We start from the raw sequence: 19,794 nt of genomic DNA on the forward strand, positions 1-19,794 counted from the left end.
GGTTTTTTTATGGTATGATCCGTTTTGCTTTATCCATGATTGAAATTAAGGAGCTAAAATGGGTTATAAACGTTGCCTGACACTCGCATTACTACTCAGTATCCCCTCATTGTTATTTGCAGCAGATACACTTATTTTTGCCGTGGACATTATTCGTCATGGAGACAGAACACCAATTGTCTCTATTCCTGGATTAAATTATGAATGGACCTCAGGTTTAGGGCAGTTAACTGCAGAAGGGATGCAACAAGAGCATAATATGGGGGTGGAGTTTCGTAAAAAATACGTGGAGCAGACCCATCTATTGCCAGAACGCTATGAAGCAGGGACTATGTATGTTCGCTCAACCGATTATGATCGCACGCTCATGAGTGCTCAATCCTTACTGATGGGTTTGTATCCTCCTGGAACAGGACCTAATACTTCAGAAACAGCTATGCCTGCGTTACCTCATTCGTTTCAACCCATACCTGTCTTTAGTGCACCGTATAAATTTGATGATGTCATTGTACAGCCTGTAAGCACTCAGGTGCGGGAAAAGCTAATGCAGCAGTATGTTTATCCAACTAAAGAGTGGCAACAAAAAAATAATGAACTGAAAGATAGATACCCCCGTTGGAGCTCTTTAACGGGGATGCAAATTAATAAGTTGCAAGATTTGGGATTACTTGGTGATACCTTATACATTCATCAAATACACCGCGCCCCATTGCCTGAGGGATTAAGTTCACAAGATGTTAATGACATTATTAATGCCTGTAATTGGGCTTTTATGGCACAAGAACGTCCTCAACAGGTTGCTCGTGTTTATAGCAGTAAGATAATGACTAATATTGCTAATTATCTTAATAAGGGTAGTCAAAATAAGTCCAAGCTGAAATATGTTTTATTATCGGCTCATGATACGACTATTGCGAGTTCCTTAAGCTTTTTAGGAGCACCCTTGGAGCAGGCTCCACCGTATGCATCGAATCTTAATTTTTCACTTTATGAAAGTGATGCGGGTTCCCACACAGTTAAAGTGACTTATAATGGTAAGCCAGTTAGTATCCCTGCTTGTGGTGGTACAGTTTGCGACTTGCACCAGTTTATTCAATTGACGAAGGGGGCGTAGCTGCGTGCTCTTCTGCTTGGGGGGCCCCTGGGCTACCCCAATCTATATCTAAGTAAATTCCAAAGTATGTTGGCAGGGTGGATAGCCTTGATCTGCTGTTTTACGCAAAACTAAATCGCAACAGCGAATAAATTCCTGATAAGCCTGTTCTGTTTCTCCTTCTCTCTCGTCACTAAGTAATAAGGCTGCCTTTCGAAAAAGCGTGATACTGGAAACTAATTTATACGTATCAATGCTTCCTCCCATTAAGGTTCTAAGGGGTATTACTTGTAATTGCTTTAAAACCAGATGGAGAATTTCATTATAGTGTTCAAAAAGTGTAGTATTTTGTAAGTAATCACAGGCTTCTTGTAAATCTGCAATGCCAAAGTGCTTTGCTGTTGAACTGTGTCCTAGTGACTGTAGCTGGGGAAATATATACCATATCCAATGACTGGTTTTGCGACCCTGGGCAATTTCTTTATATGCCTCTGTATAGGTAGGGAAAAAGTCTTGTCCTTGCTGGGCCTGGATAAATCGTTCGATACTCATTTGGTATCCTCACTTATTTAATCGGCACCTGTTTTAAATTATTATAGTGTAAGTTAACGTTCCAAGGAAAATAGTAATCATGGCTTCTTCTTTTTCAACCGGACTAGTTATGGGTTGCATGATTGGTGCTATAGGCCAATATTGCGTGCAATTATTTTTAGGCGGGAGTAGTACAAGCTCGATAAAGAAAAATGAGAAACAAACGGCATTAAATGAGCTGTTTCAGACTCATTCTCATTTTATGGAGCAACTTAAAAAAGATATTAATGAGCCTGTTAATGCACAGATTCGGGAATTCTTTGTAGTGGACAAAATGGCAATCATGAATTCTTCTGTTCCTCGTTTACGCTATGATTTATCTGAAGAAATTATTTCTCTTCTAAATCAACTGGAAGAGCTTGGTTATATTCAAATGCTGCCTAATGATTCCTTGCTTTATCAGATCAATGAACACTTTATCCGGGATTTGAATAGGATGAATACTTCTCACGAGTTACTTTTGGTTAGTGAGGTAATTAATGAATCTTGAACAACATTCGATTTACCTAAATACTTCTGGGAGAGGTACTACCGATGTTACGGGGGAGGTCGCAGCTATTGTAGCGACTACAGCGATTCAGCAAGGCATATGTCAGTTGTTTCTTCAGCATACCAGTGCTTCATTAATGATTTGTGAAAATTATGATCAACAAGTTCGCCAGGACCTGGAAAATTTTTTAGTGCGGTTGGTTCCTGATGGCGATCCATTGTTTAAGCATGTGATTGAAGGTAAGGACGATATGCCAGCGCATGTTCGTACGGTTCTAACCCAAACCTGCCTTACTATTCCAGTGCATGATGGAAAGTTAGCATTAGGCACATGGCAAGGTATCTATCTTTACGAACATCGATATCAGCCACACAAACGTCATTTATTGCTTACGATTTTAGGACAAACACGTGCTTAAAAATTATCTTGTATGCCTATCTGATTCAGCCTATAACTATAATGATAAGAAACCTATTTTATGTGGTGCAAAATGGTTGGTAAGGACGTGAGCAGCATTAAGGTTCTGCATTTTTTATTACAAGACATTCGATGCTGCTTGGATTTGCAGTATGTGGAAAAAATATTTCCTTTGCCTCTATTGGAAGCCATTCCTGGAAGCCCGATTTATGTTGCAGGATTAATGAACTTACATGGAAAGTGTATTCCCGTTGTTGATTTGCGGATTTGTGCTGGATTGACTCGCGATGAGACTTACCCGTTGAGTATACCTATTCTTCTGTGTTCTGATGGAACACATCGTCTTGGTCTGATTGTTGATAGAATGATTGGGCTTGGTGAGATTGATAAAAACAAAATTGAGATACATGAAGAATTTACTCGTAGTCATTCACCATTTTACGGCGCGGTAACGATTAATAATGGTGTTTCATTGCTGATGGATGTTGCATCGCTCTTTGCATTGAAATTAACGGAAGAAATGGGGCAGGTTTCTGCAGATCATGACTAACTTGCTAGATAGTATAAAGATTCTAGAGCCTGCCTTTATCAAGCTAATTCATGAACGATTTGGTTTAGTGACTCATATTAATCAAGCAAGAGAATTAACGAATATTATTGCTGAGACATGTACTAAGTTTAATTTTCAGCCCAATGAATATCTGGATAAGTTAAAACATTGCTCAAGTAGTTCCGCATTATTAGCGGATTTAGTTGCAGCAATTACCGTTGGGGAAAGTTATTTTTTCCGTGATAAAACGCAAATGCAGTTATTAGAAAAAGAGCTTTTACCTCGTCTTATTCAACAAAAAAAAGAGACTCGCGCCTTAAAAATTTGGAGTGCAGGATGCTCATCAGGTGAGGAAATATATACGATTGCTATGCTTCTTTTGAAGTTAATCCCTGATATTGAGCGTTGGGATTTGCAATTATTAGGCACTGATATTAATTTGGCAGCACTCGAAAAAGCAATGGCCGGTATTTATGGGCAATGGTCAATGCGCTCTATTCCTGACGTATATTTACAAAACTATTTTACCAAAGAAAAGCGTACTTACGTTCTTTCTCCTAAGGTTCGCGATATGGTACGTCTTAAGTACCTGAATTTAAGTGATAATAGTTATCCTTCTATTATTAATGGCACTTATCAGGTTGATTTAATATTATGTCGGAATGTGCTAATTTATTTTGAGAATGATTTGGTTGTTAAAATCATGAAAAAATTAAGTCAGTGTCTGGCTGAAAGCGCTTATCTTTTATTGGGGGCCTCAGATCCAATTATCATAGCCGACACCAATCTAGTGTTTCACCATGATGGCGCAATTTATTTTACTTTAAATAGCGATAATAAATAAAAAAGGATTTGGGCAGTGGTGACTAAATTACAAAAACATGCTTCTGAACTTATGCCTCAAAGTGCTGAGGCTTTGCGTATTTTGATTGCGCGTGCCGAATTGCTTGCCAAGCCAGAAGTCAGCGCAATAGATGTACGCGGTATTGACTACGTACGGTTTCAGCTAAGTCCCAATGAACATTATGGAATTTCCTACCAGCATGTTTGTGAAATCCTCCACCATGTGACCGTTTCAAAACCTCCGTGTATTCCGACTTTTGTTGTAGGGGTAATTAACTGGCGCGGTTCATTAATTACGGTTGTTGATTTGATGAAATTTTTTCATCCAGAATATTCTGGAGCCGCAGGGGAATTTATTATTATTGTGAGCATTAATGACATGACGCTAGGGATACTTGCTTATTCTATTGAGGGGAGTTTAATGTATCAACCCAGCCAGTTAAATACACCATTGTCTTCTACAAAAGTCGCAAATCCTGAATACATCTTAGGCCTGCATCAATCAGTGACGGCAATTCTTAATATCGATGGGTTGATACCTGGTCTATACCAGGCAATTAAAGAGAGTGTATATAGGATAGGAGATGTTCATGGAAGCAAATAAGCCGGTTTTTTTTATTTCACTACGTGCCCGTTTAATTATCGGGTTTTTAACGCTGAGTTTACCGTTGCTGCTATTAATCATGCTGTTACTACCCAAAGTGAATGCGGTAGTGTTTTACAGCAAAGAAATTTATGAAGAGAATTTATCTCAAGTTTTGGATACTGGGATTTTTCAATCACAAAATTTAGTTATTGATTGGATTATAACTGGAGATCCGAAATATAGATTTCAGTTTGAGCACGTTTGGACTGAAATAAATGAAATAAAACAACGTTGGGACGAGGGGCTTTCTCGTTTGGGGAATGAGAAAATACTAGACGAATGGCGGAAACTCAGAGACTTATATGAACCCTTATATCAAGCTCAGTCGTCAGTAATTAACGCGCCTAGAGATTTAGATATTGTTGGAACTTTAAAAAAGAACATGGAGCTAACTCGACCTCTTGAAAATCAAATGATTGATATAATTGATGGGGTTTTCTCTGAGGAATCAGGTACGCGTGTTGGTGGCTTAACCGACAGCCTAGTGACTCAAATTAATAAAAATACTTCGCATATTAATCGTAATTTACATTCCTTGACTCGCTCTGCCTATGGTTTATTAATTTTAGGAATTGTTTTAACCATTATTGTTCCGCTTGGCACGCTAGGTTATTTGGCAAGTCCAATTGATCGGGTGATTGAAATTGCCCAAAGGATTGCTGCCGGTGAACGTGATATAGAAATTGAGATTCCTGCCTTGGATAGATTAGGTCGTATGTTACTTTCTATTAAAACTATGCAACAGGCAATTAAGGAAAATGAAGATAAGCTCCGTGAGCAGGAGGAAGAGTCGCGGCAATTGTTTGAGCAATTAGTCAATACATCGAAAAAATTTAGTGAGTACAGTAGCAAGGTAGCCGCGGGTGATCTTAGAGAGCGACTAAATGTAGATAAGAACGATATTTTATATGAATTAGGCAACGATTTAGATTTAATGACGGATGGTTTGGCATCAATTACTAAAAAAATTACCCAGGTCAGTAGTGATATTGTTGCTATGGCGGATAAGGTACTTACCTCTGCAAATGAGCAAACTGAAAGTATTAATTCGCAAGCATCTGCAATTAATGAAATCAGTGCCTCTTTAGAGGAAATCGATAAAAGCTCTAAACAAACCATGAATAAAGCCCAGGCTTTACGTGAAGTGGCAAAAAATACATATGAGCAAGGAAAGTGGGGTAGTGATTCAGTTGCTCAAAGTATTGAGGGAATTAAAGTTTCTGAAGAGAAAATGCAATTAATTGCTCAGACGATACTTGATTTAAGCATGCACACCCAACAAATTGGTGAGATTACTGCGGTCGTCAATACACTGGCTCAGCAATCTAAAATGTTGGCTTTAAATGCGGCAATTGAAGCATCAAAGGCAGGAGAGGCTGGAAAGGGGTTTGCTGCTGTAGCAACAGAGGTAAGAAATCTGGCTGAGCAGTCTGAGCAATCAACCGTACAGGTGCAAAAAATTCTTGAGGATATACGTCGGACCACTGAAAAAGCAGTTGAGGTAACTGAGGAAGGGGCTAAATCTTTAGGATCTGGAATGCAGTTAATTGAAAAAGCAGGGGACGTTATTCAAACTTTAAGTAAGATGATTAATGATGCATCTATTTCAAGCCAACATATTGAAGTGGCCATACGTCAGGAAGCGGTTGGGATTGAGCAAATTGTTGAAAGTATGAATGAAATCAATCGAACGACCTCGACTTTTTCTGGAGGGCTAACGGAAATGATGGATTTCATTCACAAGTTAAATGAAATTGCCAAACATCTTAAAGATGATGTAAATATCTATAAAGTTTAGGAACTATTATGACTCCAGACGATTCATTACTAAAACAACTTATAGAAACCTTTAGTGCAGAACTTGAGTCATTGATTTCAGTAATTATTGATAATTTGCAAAAAATTCAAAAAGATACCTCAGAGGCAGAGTTAAACCAAATCGAAGCAGAAATTTCACGTTCAGGGCGTAATATTAAAGCCTCAGCGCTTTCCATAGGTATTAATGACTTAGGGGGCATTGCTGAATGCATTGAAAAGCTTTTTTTGCCTACAGAATATATTTCTCTTGAACGGGTGAGCTTGACATACAATGCCGTGGAGGGGATGCGTGAGTCCTTGCGAGATTTTATTGCAAAAAGACAACCCTCGATTAAGCTGCGTGAGTTAGTACATCAACTTCGACAAGAAGCACGTATTTCCGATGGAGAGGAAGGGGAAGCTGAGGAAAATGCAGCATCAATTGAACCTATTGTGTCTAAAACCATCACGCCTGAAAGCGCCTCAGAACGCGAGTTTCTCAAGAAAATCGTTGAAACCTTTAAAAGTGAACTTCAAGAAAATTTAATGACGATTACTGAGGGCTTATTACAACTTGAAAAAAGAGATCACGGTGGGGACGCTCTTCAGCATTTATTCACGGTGATCTTTCGAGCAGCACATAACATTAAGGGCTCAGCACGCAGTATTGGCGCAATTGATGTGGGGGAAATTGCTCATCAGATAGAAACCTTATTTGCAGGAATCCAGCAGCAACATATTGAAATTTCCCATGAAATTATTAATCTCTGCCTACAGTCTATTGATTTCATGAATGAAGCAATGCGTTGTTACAGTGAAGAAATACCTTCAACTTTCGACTTGCAAGCTCATTTGAATCAACTTAAATACTATACAGAACATCCTCAATCGGAATTGCAACATCCAGATATTGAAAAAAACCAAGAAATGCTGGCAGCGAATACACAGGCGTTAGAGGCACGCCCTAGAACTGGTGAGTTTGAATCCATTCGGGTTTCGTTACAAAATCTGGATCGTATTTCTGCCGACATGGAGGAGCTTCAGGCAATTAAGATTATTATTGAAGAGTATTATTCTGATTTAATCAAAATAAATTATAAAATAGATTATTTTGTACACGCGTGGAAAAAGAATTTAGTGAATTTAAAAACGCTATTTAATAAGGAAGACGAGCGTTTTAATGCTTTATTTTCTACACCAGTCGCGGAATTAACTGAAATCAATAATTCCATGCATATGATGCAACGAGCATTACGCATGCCGATGAATGAGTTATCCACCTTACTTAGTTCTCTACAGGATGAGGTGCGTCGAATTCGTTTGATTCCGGTGGACGCACAATTACGTTACTTGCCGCGAGTGGTGCGTGATTTAGCTCATGGATTAAAAAAACAAGTTAATTTTGACATTATCAACAATGATGTCAAAATTGATAAAATGATTCTTGATGGTTTAAAAGATCCTATAGTGCATTTGTTGCGTAATGCCATTGATCACGGGATTGAACGCTCTGAGGTGCGCCAAGCCGCAGGCAAATCAGTGCAGGGAAACATTCTCATTGAGGTGCGACAGGAAGATCACCAAATTATTTTTGAAATCTCAGATGATGGTGCTGGGATTAATCCGGAAGTGCTCATTCAATCTGCATTGAAAAAAAATATTATTACTGCGGCTGAGCTTGAGGGGATGAGCCAAGAGGATGTTCTTGATTTAATCTTTCGACCTGGCTTCTCTACACGAGATGTTGCTACCGATATTTCAGGGCGTGGGGTGGGCTTAGATGTAGTTCGTTCTAATTTAGTGCAATTAAAAGGACAAGTCAGTGTGGTAAGCCAATTTGGCAAAGGAACTCATTTTATTCTACAAGTACCAATTACTTTGGCCACTGAGCGTGGATTGATTATTTCCTGTAGTGATCAATTATTTGTTCTTATCACTCGTGCGGTGGACAGCGTATTTTTGTTAAAACGACAAGATATTATTGAGGTGGAAGGGAGCCCAACGGTGCTTGTCAATCAGCAACCGATTTTGCTATGCTCATTATCTAAGGTATTGCATCTTAATGAAAAAATACAAGAAAAAGAACATTTGTCTGTGGTTGTGATCCATAAGGAGCAGGAACGCATTGCTTTACTTGTTGATGAAATTATTGGGGAACGAGAAATTGTCTTGAAGCCACTTCAAGAACCTTTAACCAATATACCTTGTGTGACTGGCGCTACTTTATCCGGAAGCAACCAAATTAATTTTGTCTTAAACTCAGCGGAACTCATTAAAAAAGCACTGTTTTAATTTTACTAGTGAACTATTGCCTATGATAAGAGTTTTAATTGTCGATGACTCACCGACGGAAGTTGCCTTAATCCAGCATATTATTGAGTCTACACACGATATGGTTGTGGTTGGCGTTGCCAAGAATGGCAAAGAGGCAATAGAATTAACTGCCAAATTAAAGCCAGATCTGATTACCATGGACATTCAAATGCCGGTTATCGATGGGCTTGAGGCTACGCGTATCATTATGGCACATCATCCAACTCCTATTGTTGTGATTAGCTCAACAGTAAGCGATGAGTCGATTAATGCTACCTTTCATATCCTTGAAGCTGGGGCATTAACTGCGTTAGCAAAGCCAGTGAATATATTTTCTCCTTCGTTTAAAGAACGTAGTGTTTATATTATTGATACATTACGTAGCCTTTCAGAAATACGCGTTACTAAAAAACCATTGAAAGCATCGTTAACTGATGAAAAAAGAAAAATAACCGCGCACGAGCATAAAGCTAAAACCGGACAGTATGAAATAATCGCTATTGGTGCTTCGGTGGGTGGCCCTATGGCATTAAAGAATATTTTATCTCATCTCACTCCTGATTTTCCTTTACCCATTGTTGTTGTTCAACATATGAGTAATGGATTTATCCGCGGCTTTGTCCAATGGCTAGAACAAAATGTAAGTATTAAAGTGAAGGTTCCAACAAACGGCGAATTATTAGAGAGAGGAACTGTTTACATTGCACCAGATAAAAAAAATTTACAAATCGAACGAGAGTATGACCGATTGACCAGTAAGCTTGTTGATGGTGATTCTAGTGATGCTTTTTGTCCCTCAATTACTGCTTTATTGCAATCGGTGGCCAAAGTTTCAGGTAAAAAAGCGATTGGAATACTTTTAACTGGCATGAGTGATGATGGGGCTGAAGGCTTATTGGCATTAAAACAAGCTCATGGCCATACTTTAATTCAGGATTCAGGAAGTGCTGTAGTTTTTGGAATGGGTGCTGTTGCTCAGTCAATAGATGCTGTGGATCAGGTCATTGAATTAGACAGCATTGCAAGTTATTTAACTACGATTTGTATCTAAGGCTGTGTGACGTTATGGACAAAGAAAATGTGTTGGTTTTAATTGTAGACGATAGCGCTACGATGCGTTTGCTTACTAGTAATGCATTAACTAAAACAGGGTTTACTGTTGTGCAGGCGGAAAATGGTGAGCAAGCCTTGTCCATCCTAAATACAACAAAACCGGATGCGATTTTATTAGATGTGGAAATGCCGGGCCTAAATGGTTTTGAAGTATGTGCGCAAATACGCAAGCTAGAAGATCATCAGTACACACCAATTATGATGGTCACAGGATTGGAGGATTATGAATCCATTAATAAAGCATTTGAGGCGGGTGCAACAGATTTCACTACGAAACCGTTGAATGCAAACTTAATTGGTTATCGTGTACGTTATATGGTCCGTACCAGTTTGTATTTTCAGGAACTGCAGATTGCTGAGAAAAAAGTGCATGCTCTTAATGATGAACTCATCAGTAAGCTCATGGAAATTCAACAAAATGCAACTGCTGTGGCTCGTTTTGTTCCCCAGAATTTCTTGAAAATGCTCAATCGAAAAAATATAGCAGACATAAGAGTAGGTGATTGTGTAGAAAAGGTTATGACTGTTTTATTTATGGATATTAAATCGTTTACGACCCTCTCTGAACAGTTAACCGCAGTTGAAATTTTTAATCTGGTCAATACGTTAATGAGTTACATGGATCCCGTTATTGTTAAGCATTCAGGTTTCATTGATAAATACATTGGCGATGCCATTATGGCTTTATTTGATGACGCGGATGATGCCTTACATGCTGCATTGGATATGTTGAATGCATTAAATACCTTTAATATTCAGCGGAGCAGGAATAACTTGCCTCCTGTTAATGTGGGAATAGGGCTGAATACGGGTCCATTAATCGTAGGAACCGTTGGTTTTGAAGCACGGATGGATTGCAGTGTGATTAGCGATGCAGTCAATATTGCTTCACGCGTTGAGTCTTTAACTCGAGATTTTAATATTGAACTATTAATTAGTGGACAAACCTACCAACAACTTAAGTTTCGCCAGAATTACCATTTACGTTCATTAGGATTAACTTCAGTTAAAGGTAAGAGCTTACCCATAGCTATTTATGAAGTATTTAATAACAATAGCCCTGCAGAAATAAAGCTGAAAGAGGATGGTGCTTCTATTTTTGCTAGTGCTTTAAAATACTATGAGGAAAAGCAGTATCAAAATGCAGCAAATTTTTTCGAGCAGATACTCGCAAGAAATTCCAATGATTCTTCTGCACATTATTTTTTACATCAGTGCCAATTGAAGTTGCAGTAACCACTACTAACGGGAATCTTTTTTTCTCTTGAGCCGATTTGAGGCATGTTATTTATTAAACATTTATCTTATAATTATTGTACAGATTGATTTGTTTTGTGTCTCAGGTCTTTGAGAGGTTGCATCATGAGTTATTTAGGCCAAGATTTATTAATAGAAAATTTAAATCGAGAATTTAAGAAATTACGCTTTCCTGCTCAATTTCATTTTAATGAGGGAGGTGTGTGTAACGGTTTAGCTATGGTGTATGCTCAATATGTTTTGCAAGGACCTGAAAAAGAAGCCGAATTTTTTAAGGTACTTCAAATAATTGCTGATGGAGAACTGAATGAAGAAGAAAAGTATGGATTGCAACCGGGCTCTATTTTATTGTTTGCAAGCCAAGTATTACTAGCCTATCAACCTGGCCAGTACAACCTAAGCCAAACTCAATCCACAGGCATGCAAATGTTAAACATTGATGGGAAGCCTCTGGTATCCTCATTTGATTTTGCTTTGGCAGCTTCGGATAAGGAATGGGGCAGCGTTATTGCTAAAATAGGACTCCAAAATGATGAGGTAATGATAGTACAAAGCATTAACCATGCTATTTCAGTACGTAAGGTCGACGATAAATATCGTGTTTATGACCCTAATTACGCTACAGGATTTAAAGAATTTGCATCAGAAGAGGCTTTAGTCAGGGAGTTACATAAAAAGGTTTTTGGCTATGGTAAGGGAAATTTGGGTATGGAGGTGCATGTGGTTCGCAATCCAGAAGCAGCTTCTAGACAAGTTCCTTTTCCTGATATTCAAGAGCTTTATAAGCAGCATTTACCACTACCACCTAAAAATACAACTGCGAAGTTGGGTTCTAAAACATTTGATACGTTGGCTGTTGGCGCTGCTGTTGTTACCGATCCACAAGTTATAAAGCACTTAATTATTGAGACTAATGCTGATTCGGAGACGATTTTTACCGCTGCAAAGCAAGCGGTTTCCCATAATAATGTCGCTGCTCTAGGCCCCTTATTGGATAGCATTAATGCGGAATCAGAATCAACTGAAAAATTAAAATCATTAATTGAAATTGCAATTGGATCTGGCCGCTTAGAGGCTTATGATCAAGTAGAAAAATATTTCTCTGAGTGCTATGCCAAAGAGAATGTCAGTTATCTTTTGATTCTCGCGGCAAAGGGTGGAAATCCGAAAGTATTAGAGCGATTTTTAGTTACGATGCAACCTGTTCAGGAGGCATATATTGATGAACTTGTGACTGAAAATATGGACAATGGAGTATTAACTACGGAAGGAATGGAGCGGGAGCAAGCAAAAGAGATTTATTTACAAATTTTTATGACCAAAAAAATGGTAGAGGGAATCCAGGCATCACTGGGGCCTGCCATAGAGAAAGGTAATACCGAATGTATTAAAGTATTGTTAAATCAATTAAATAATTATAAGCAGCCGCTTGATGAAAAACAGCTCCTTGATTATTTTTTGAAAGCAATAGAGCATAATCAACCTTATGCATTAGAGAAATTAATTGATGCACATCCTGAAATGTCTAAAAGTGTATTAAAACTGGTGTCTATGTCTCCTTTGTCTGTGCAACGAACGGACTTAGATGTATTGAGATTATTGCAGCACCATGGAATGCCTTTTTCTGCTCAAGCGGAAGAAATTATTCAAAGTAAAGAGAAAGATCAGTATCGCTCATTCACTACTACAATAAATCTGCTCATTAACCACATCCAAAATTTCTTTGGCAAAAAGCAATTAAAATACGATGATAAGCAGTTGTTGGCGATGAAAAAAGATGAATGTAGGGAGACAATTAAAGAATTAGAGAAAGAATTAGCTGACTTGAAAGAGACAGATAAAGCCCAATATGATGCCTATGCCAGAGTAATTGAGGCTGAAAAGAAAAAACTTGATGGTGAGCAGAATTTTTCCAGTGTTGCACGAATTGGTAATAAGCTGCAAGGCATACTCGATAAGTTAAAAGTACCTAACATTCCTTGTTTCACTTTAGACGATTTTAACTTTGATGATCTGGATAGTGAGGAAGAAGAGCAATATGATTTGGAGGATGTTGCTGGGCTTTTTGATGAGCATAGTAGTGAAGAAGAAGTGATTTCTGAGGCCGCTCAAGAGCAAGCATATAATCCAGTTGAAAGACAAAGTTGTGTAACGGGTAAATTCAAAGGGCAGATGAGTGATCTAAGGAGCGATACCTCGGAGACAGATGAAAGCAAAACAGCCATTCGAACCATTCCATAAGGCTGAAACCTAAATAATGGACTCCTGGTTGCTTGCAACCAGGATTTCCTTTTGAATTTCATTGTTATTGAGGGAACAGAGAGGCAATTCATGGCTCAGTGCCCTGTACTCCTGGGTTGCTTCGTCACTCCGTTTCTCGCAAGTGCGAATGAAGTGAGGCAATCCAGGGTGCTGTGCTTCGATGTTTTAAGTTACTGCTCTACCTACATAAAATTAGCAAGATCTGCCAATTGTTTTGCTCGCTCATTAGTGAGGAAAGTCTTCCAGTTCGTGGTGTTGGCATTAGGACATTTAAGTTGCGCGAAAGCGACCCAGGCATCTCTGTAATTGATCCAGGCACGTTCTGTCTTTTGTATTCCCGCACTAGTAATAGATACATCTGTTGGAAAGGAGGTGTCTTGAGTCTTTTTATAAGCGCGATTAAGTTGAGCATCCGCGACTTGATATTGCTTCTCGCTAAAAGTAGGTAGTTTGCATGCTAAGGTATTTTTAATCATTTGGAGCATGGTTCGGTTCAATGTCATGCGCTCTGAAATGGCAAAAGCAGCCGCTCCGGTTCCGCGATCATCCAGTTCATTATCAACACGTGCTTTAAAATAAATCACGCTTGTATTCAGAAGTTTTTGAAAAGTTACTTGCTCAGTTGGATTTAGCTTTTGTTTTACTTCAGCTAAGTATTTTTGTTGCTGAGGTTTTGCTTGCGATTCATCAATGCTTGCGCATATACCCATCATGTAGCCGCTGGTAATATCATCACAGATATCAAAAGTAGAGGTGTCATTCCCAGCTTTTATCTGTGCTAAATGGCTCACTCGACCTTCGGTTTCTGCCGGGGCTGCTTCCATCAGACAGGCATAATGAATGGCTAGAGTAAGATCAGGTTTTACGCCTTTTCCATTGGCATAAATCATGGTCAGTACACCATAATCATTTTGAATGAACGCACATCTTCTTGCCTGAACATAATCAGGCACATTCTCAAAGCCATAATAAAAGGTGTTTGCATCACATTGAGTTAATAATTTTTTCTGCGCATCATCGGGTTGATCTTGAGTGGGGGCAGAAATACTTTGAGCCGATAAGCAAAGAGTTTTTGTCTCCTCAGCTAATGAATCCCAGTTATTCGCATAGCCAATATGAAAAACTGTAATTAAGGTAAAAAAAACGATGGACTGCTGAGTTATAAAAATAGCCACGATTTAGGATCCTTCACTGATGTAACTTTCCATTTTTGCACTTTGTTTTTCGATTAGGACTAAGACAATAACTAGTATCCATACTAAGCTTAAGGTTTCTGCAAAACTGAGTAAAGGATTAACCCCTAAATAGCCCATCACAATTACCCAGAGTGTTGCAAAACTCATATTAATGAAGCTCATCATTCCTGCTGCACTTGCTTTGTCGGTCAGGGCATTTGAGGCAATAAACGAACCACTGGAAAATAATAGACCATTAAATAAATAAAAGCTGGCAGCGATTAGGAAAAACCATAAGGCTGAGTGACTGTTCATTGTCCACATAAAAAATAAATTCATAATGCCTAGGGCAATGCCAAGAAAACCAACCGCAATAACTTGAATTGCGGAGAAGCGTGCTAAAAGCTGTTTCACAATGAGGCCACCGGCCAGCATGCCAATGATATTTATTCCATTCCAGTATCCATACTCTGCAGGAGATAATGCTAGTAAATCTTTCGCTATCTGTGGGCCGGCTGCAGAAAAACAATAAGATATTGCCGTAGAACTACCTACCACCAGAGAAAAAACAACGAGTTTAGGAGAAGATAGTGCGGCTGTATAATCTTTAATAATCGTTAGAACGTGAATTGGCTTAGAGACAAAGGGGGCTTCTTTGAATACATAAGTTCCACACAATACTGCGATCGCATGAATTAATAAAAACCAAAAACACCCTTGCCATTGCCAAAAGTCAGTAATCATCCCACCTAAGACTACGGCAATTCCCAGACCTAGGGCAAAGGAAAGAACAGAGTATGCCATGGCTGTTTTGCGTTGCTGCTCAGGTAACCATGCATTGATCAGCATGAATGTGCAGGCTAATCCACTGGCAGCACCTAAAGCGGTAATTAGACGTCCAATGACTAACAACCAATAATTATTGATTGAAAGAGCAACGAGGCAAACAAGTGTCCCGAATAAATTGATTATTAGTCCGAAACGTAACGCTTTTAAACTACCATAACGATTAGCAAGTGGGGCATAAAGCAGTTGCCCAATTGTATACCCAATTAAAAATGCTGAAACTAACCATTCTACTGCTCCGGGATTCAATGCATAGTATCGCTGGATTAGGGGGAGGGCAGGAGTAATAATCGTTGCTGATACAGAGGCAATAGATATGTAGCTTAATAACCAAATGAGTTTAAATGAGGAGATAGACTGATTCGACATAAGACACTTTTATTTTTATGGGGTTGGATAAACCACAGTTAGTATAGTGGGCATTTTAAGTGCTTATGTTTTTTAGTCAATAGACTTTATTCTATAGCTGATTTACGAAAGGTGCGCAGGACTTTTTTTGTCTGATTATCAATTATTTGTCCATGAATGTTTCCTATATGTGTACTTGCTTGGGTTAGCATCCAGGTATAGAGCACATCAATGTCATTCCCAGCCTGGTTAGCAATCTGTTCTTCGCCACAGTATATAGATGCGGTGTATTGCTCATTCATTTTGGGACCTTTTGGGAAGGCTACTCTCTATTCTAAGTTTAGATTCATTTATGTCAAGTTGTCAATAATTTGAACAATAAATAACATGCTATTGCTCTATAATTTAAGTAAGGAGTTTTTCTGGAGAGTCGTCATGACGATTACCTATTTTTTGGCTTTTGCGCTTGGTTGGTATTTGGTGATTACAGGGTTGCTCCTGCTCTTACGGCGTGATGTTGTAATTGCTGCTACAAGTAATCTTATGGAACAGCCTGGACAATTATTAATTATTGCCTTCATAACCATAATTTTAGGATTACTTATGGTGATTAGTCATAATATTTGGGTCATGCACTGGCCAGTAGTAATTACCATACTAGCCTGGACTATTTATATCTCAGGTCTTATCAGGTTATTTTGTCCTGAATTAGTTCATAAAATGTGGAGCAAAATGGTGGCTAAACCTGGTGTGTTCACTATATCAGGAATAATCGTATTAATTATTGGTTTGTTCTTATTATTTATGGCTTACTTTAAATAGTTATACTCGTCTTAATCACCATCTTAAAGGGATTTAATATGGTGCCATAACGCTTTTTTTGTTAAATTACCTTTTTTAATTCGAATGAGAATCTTATGCCATCTTTTGATATCGTTTCAGAAACGAATGAGGTAGAACTACGCAATGCCGTAGATAACGCAGTGCGTGAAATGGGAACCCGTTTTGATTTTCGTGGGGTGGAATCAAGTATTGAGCTGAAAGAGCTTACTGTCACTTTACGCGCTGAATCGGAGTTCCAGGTACATCAACTGGAAGACTTGTTTCGCAATCATTGCAGCAAGCGTAACCTGGATGCATCAGGTGTAGATATGGAAGATAAACCAGTTCATAGTGGTAAATTCTATTCTTTGAATATGACCTTTAAGCAGGGGATTGATCAACCTACGGCAAAAGAAATTGTGAAGTATTTGAAAGACGCTAAGTTAAAAGTACAAAGTTCTATTCAAGGGGATAAGGTACGTGTTTCGGGTAAGAAACGTGATGATCTTCAAGAAGCAATCGCTATGCTAAAGAAGTCTGAGATTAAGTTACCTATGCAGTATGAGAATTTTAGAGATTAAGTTAGAGCCCTTTTTGTAGGTTGGGCCCATGTGTAAACTACGTCCCTGTACATTCCACCCATGGGCCAACAAAATGTATCAAGCCACATCAGAACTCAAGGTTGTTGGGCCAGAGCTAAGCCCTTCGGGTTAATTAACAATCTCATCAATTTTCGCTGTAATCCTTGCCTGCAAATATTCATCATTCTTCGCAAGACCGCGAGCAACTTTCAATTGTGCTACTGCTGCTCTTTTTTGTCCCTCAAGTAATAAACATTGTGCTTGCGTAAAATACGCATAACCTTTTTGGTTTGACTTGGCTTGGGCTCGAGCTAACTCTCGGCAAAGTGGGAGGTCTTGTTTATACTGGCGACTTCCTTTAAGTAAGATGCTGGTTGCTTTGGCATTTTGGTCCGCTGCCAATAAGGCTTGAGCATGGGCCATGAGCACTGCATAACTGTTAGGATAATTATTTTGCATTTCCACCATACGGGTTACGGCTGCTTGATGCTGAGATAATCCACTTTCCGCCTGACTCATCGCAATTTGGAAGTAGATATTATTCTTTTGTGCTACTAATGGGGTCAGTAACGTTTGTGCTTGTGAAAATTTATTAGTATTTAATAGCGCCAACACTTTCCCGTATTGGCAAGCATCTATTGGGCTTACTTTCGGGCAGTGGTGTGTATAGTATTCAAATAATGTATTTGGATCTGATGCTACCGCATTGCGAATTATTTCTTTAACAAAGGCATAATCGGTAGAACTCGGATAGCTTTTCTTGGCAAATTGAGTAGTGCGACTCTCCGCTTCTGCAATACGGTCTGAATCTAATGGGTGGGTACGCAGAATCGCGGGTACATTGGCGGTATAATAATAACGTGAGTTTTCCTGCATTTTTTTAAAAAAAGCAGCCATGCTGTGTGGGTTATAACCTGCTTTAATCAGCATATCGATACCAATTCGGTCTGCTTCTTTTTCTTTTGAGCGCGTAAAATTAATATTGTCCTGATTAAAGCCTGATAAAGATCCCATCATTGCGCCCATGCCCACGGTAGGATTAATTACACCTAAAGCCACAGAAGCAAGCAAGGAGGCAAGCATAGGGATACGCATTTGTTTTTGATGCTCGATGGCACTATACAGATGATGTAAACGTACGTGTGCAATCTCGTGAGCCATTACTCCGGCTAACTCGCTTTCATTATTGGTGATTAAAATAAGTTGCGAGTTAATCCCTATATGCCCTCCAGGGCCGGCAAAGGCATTAATTTCGTGAGATTTTACAATAAAAAAATCAGGCGTTTTGATACGTCCGTGAGTTGCCAGGTTTTTTCCTACATGATTTACGTATTGAGTGGCTAAAGGATTACGCTCCACGCTATCTGATTGATTAATCTGCTGAACAAATTCTTTTTCTAATTGTTCCAGCTCATTTGTGGAATAGGGGGACAACCCTTGGGCCGCGACAGGTTGAATTAAAGTGCTTACCAGAAGCATTCCAAAAACATAGTTTTTAATTTTCAATCTAATCATTAGGCTACTCAAAAATTGAATAATTTGTTATCATTCGTACAGCGTTTAAAGGTACCGTACATCAATGCATAAAAAATTTTTGCTCGCAGCACTCGAACAAGCCCGACTGGGGCTAGGTTTTTGCGCTCCCAATCCCTGTGTTGGAGCTGTAGCTGTGCAAAATGGAAATATTATAGCACAGGCAAGTCATCGTGGGGCAGGAACTCCACATGCTGAACCATTATTGTTAGCACAGATCCCACCTAAAACGCCAGGAATTAGTCTTTATATTTCTCTTGAGCCTTGTAATCATTGGGGACGAACACCTCCTTGTGTTGATGCAATTATCAAACATGGCGGAGTTGAACATGTGATTTTTGCTTATTCTGATCCCAATCCGATTGTGGCTCAAAATAATTCGTCTGAAAAGTTACGGGCACAAGGAATTAAGGTAACTCATTATCCAGTAGAAGAGATAACTGAGTTTTATAAAAGTTACACCCATTGGGTTGTAACTCGTAGACCACGAGTGACGGTGAAAATGGCCCATACTCTAAATGGTAAAATTGGCCGAGCAATTGGTGAGCGAGTCATACTATCGAACTCACTCTGTGGAGAGTTTACCCATCAAAAACGAGCAGCAGCAGATGTCATTCTGACCAGTGCACGCACAATTCATCTCGATAATCCTAAGTTGAATGTACGTTTAGGGAATGAAGAAAAGGCTAAGCCGATTGCTATTGTTGATAGGCAATTAACACTGAATAAAGAAGCAACCATTTTTTCAACAGCCTCTCATTGCCACATTTATCATTGTGATGAGCGACACACTACTTATCCAAACAGTAGCATGCATTTAATGCCTCTGGTGGATGGGGGGATGGATTTAGCTACGGTAATTCAGCACTTAGGTGAATTGGGTTATCATGATGTTTGGGTCGAAGCCGGTGGTGCTATTTTTAGCGCCTTACATCGTGAAGGATTAGTTCATCGAACTTATTTGTATCTCGTTCCAACCAGTTTGGAGCCCAATGCAATTTCTGCATACCAGCAAGAAGAGATATTTAACCGTCCACATACTGTCTCATGGAAGGCTATGGGGGATAATATGATCGCATGTATCGATTGGCAAGAAGACCAATCTAATCTGCATTAA

The 19,794-nt window shown here is 39.0% G+C and carries 19 protein-coding genes; 14 read left to right on the forward strand and 5 right to left on the reverse strand.

Going from position 1 to position 19,794, the window contains the following annotated elements; all coding sequences use genetic code 11:
* The first annotated feature begins 58 nt into the window (after positions 1-58).
* Positions 59-1,114 (forward strand): histidine phosphatase family protein, encoded by a 1,056-nt coding sequence (locus J2N86_RS06425; RefSeq protein WP_252581950.1) that lies wholly within the window; start codon positions 59-61, stop codon positions 1,112-1,114.
* A gap of 48 nt (positions 1,115-1,162) precedes the next feature.
* On the opposite strand, the gene J2N86_RS06430 is transcribed toward J2N86_RS06425, so the two are convergent.
* Positions 1,163-1,645, reverse strand: a complete 483-nt coding sequence (locus J2N86_RS06430) for a DUF1810 family protein (protein WP_252581953.1) — start codon at positions 1,643-1,645, stop codon at positions 1,163-1,165.
* Positions 1,646-1,724: 79 nt separating this feature from the next.
* Between J2N86_RS06430 and J2N86_RS06435 the strand changes: the two genes are divergently transcribed.
* The 10 genes from J2N86_RS06435 (at position 1,725) to J2N86_RS06480 (ending at position 13,351) form a co-directional block, all read left to right on the forward strand.
* Positions 1,725-2,174 (forward strand): hypothetical protein, encoded by a 450-nt coding sequence (locus J2N86_RS06435; protein WP_252581956.1) that lies wholly within the window; start codon positions 1,725-1,727, stop codon positions 2,172-2,174.
* On the forward strand, positions 2,164-2,592 hold the full coding sequence (locus tag J2N86_RS06440; protein WP_252581959.1) for a secondary thiamine-phosphate synthase enzyme YjbQ: 429 nt from the start codon (positions 2,164-2,166) through the stop codon (positions 2,590-2,592). The genes J2N86_RS06435 and J2N86_RS06440 overlap by 11 nt, the downstream gene beginning before the upstream one ends.
* 60 nt (positions 2,593-2,652) lie before the next feature.
* On the forward strand, positions 2,653-3,141 hold the full coding sequence (locus J2N86_RS06445) for a chemotaxis protein CheW (RefSeq protein ID WP_252581962.1): 489 nt from the start codon (positions 2,653-2,655) through the stop codon (positions 3,139-3,141).
* Positions 3,134-3,985 carry a CheR family methyltransferase gene (locus J2N86_RS06450; RefSeq protein ID WP_252581964.1) on the forward strand — a complete coding sequence of 284 codons (852 nt, stop codon included), beginning with the start codon at positions 3,134-3,136 and terminating at the stop codon, positions 3,983-3,985. Before J2N86_RS06445 ends, J2N86_RS06450 begins: the two co-directional genes overlap by 8 nt.
* A gap of 18 nt (positions 3,986-4,003) precedes the next feature.
* Complete coding sequence (locus J2N86_RS06455) at positions 4,004-4,588, forward strand: chemotaxis protein CheW (protein WP_252581966.1); 585 nt, start codon at positions 4,004-4,006, stop codon at positions 4,586-4,588.
* Positions 4,569-6,428 (forward strand): methyl-accepting chemotaxis protein, encoded by a 1,860-nt coding sequence (locus J2N86_RS06460; RefSeq protein ID WP_407658975.1) that lies wholly within the window; start codon positions 4,569-4,571, stop codon positions 6,426-6,428. The genes J2N86_RS06455 and J2N86_RS06460 overlap by 20 nt, the downstream gene beginning before the upstream one ends.
* An 8-nt stretch (positions 6,429-6,436) precedes the next feature.
* Positions 6,437-8,719, forward strand: a complete 2,283-nt coding sequence (locus J2N86_RS06465) for a chemotaxis protein CheA (protein WP_252581972.1) — start codon at positions 6,437-6,439, stop codon at positions 8,717-8,719.
* A 22-nt stretch (positions 8,720-8,741) separates the two neighbouring features.
* Entirely contained in the window at positions 8,742-9,791 is a 1,050-nt protein-coding gene (gene cheB / locus J2N86_RS06470) for a chemotaxis-specific protein-glutamate methyltransferase CheB (RefSeq protein ID WP_252581974.1), read from the forward strand.
* Positions 9,792-9,805: 14 nt separating this feature from the next.
* Positions 9,806-11,089, forward strand: a complete 1,284-nt coding sequence (locus tag J2N86_RS06475; protein WP_252581976.1) for a response regulator — start codon at positions 9,806-9,808, stop codon at positions 11,087-11,089.
* 126 nt (positions 11,090-11,215) lie between these two features.
* Complete coding sequence (locus tag J2N86_RS06480; protein WP_252581978.1) at positions 11,216-13,351, forward strand: hypothetical protein; 2,136 nt, start codon at positions 11,216-11,218, stop codon at positions 13,349-13,351.
* Between the two features lie 203 nt (positions 13,352-13,554).
* On the opposite strand, the gene J2N86_RS06485 is transcribed toward J2N86_RS06480, so the two are convergent.
* From J2N86_RS06485 to J2N86_RS06495, 3 genes are all read right to left on the reverse strand, one after another.
* A complete protein-coding gene (locus tag J2N86_RS06485) occupies positions 13,555-14,547 on the reverse strand; it encodes a lysozyme inhibitor LprI family protein (RefSeq protein WP_252581980.1) in 993 nt (330 codons plus the stop codon).
* Positions 14,548-14,550: 3 nt separating this feature from the next.
* Positions 14,551-15,762, reverse strand: coding sequence for an MFS transporter (locus J2N86_RS06490; protein WP_252581982.1), 1,212 nt, complete (start codon positions 15,760-15,762; stop codon positions 14,551-14,553).
* Between the two features lie 86 nt (positions 15,763-15,848).
* The gene (locus tag J2N86_RS06495) at positions 15,849-16,043 is read right to left on the reverse strand and encodes a hypothetical protein (protein ID WP_252581984.1); all 195 of its coding nucleotides are present in this window, start codon (positions 16,041-16,043) and stop codon (positions 15,849-15,851) included.
* A 133-nt stretch (positions 16,044-16,176) separates the two neighbouring features.
* Here J2N86_RS06495 and J2N86_RS06500 point away from each other — a divergent pair, with 133 nt between their 5' ends.
* A complete protein-coding gene (locus J2N86_RS06500) occupies positions 16,177-16,563 on the forward strand; it encodes a hypothetical protein (RefSeq protein WP_252581986.1) in 387 nt (128 codons plus the stop codon).
* Positions 16,564-16,658: 95 nt separating this feature from the next.
* Positions 16,659-17,144, forward strand: coding sequence for a YajQ family cyclic di-GMP-binding protein (locus J2N86_RS06505; protein ID WP_252581989.1), 486 nt, complete (start codon positions 16,659-16,661; stop codon positions 17,142-17,144).
* 129 nt (positions 17,145-17,273) lie between these two features.
* Here the strand turns inward: J2N86_RS06505 and J2N86_RS06510 are convergent, their stop codons facing one another.
* A complete protein-coding gene (locus tag J2N86_RS06510; RefSeq protein ID WP_252582389.1) occupies positions 17,274-18,623 on the reverse strand; it encodes a M48 family metalloprotease in 1,350 nt (449 codons plus the stop codon).
* Between the two features lie 100 nt (positions 18,624-18,723).
* On the opposite strand from J2N86_RS06510, the gene ribD reads away from it, so the two are divergent.
* Entirely contained in the window at positions 18,724-19,794 is a 1,071-nt protein-coding gene (ribD, locus tag J2N86_RS06515; protein WP_252581992.1) for a bifunctional diaminohydroxyphosphoribosylaminopyrimidine deaminase/5-amino-6-(5-phosphoribosylamino)uracil reductase RibD, read from the forward strand.

The organism is Legionella lytica (genome assembly GCF_023921225.1).
GTDB lineage: Bacteria > Pseudomonadota > Gammaproteobacteria > Legionellales > Legionellaceae > Legionella > Legionella lytica.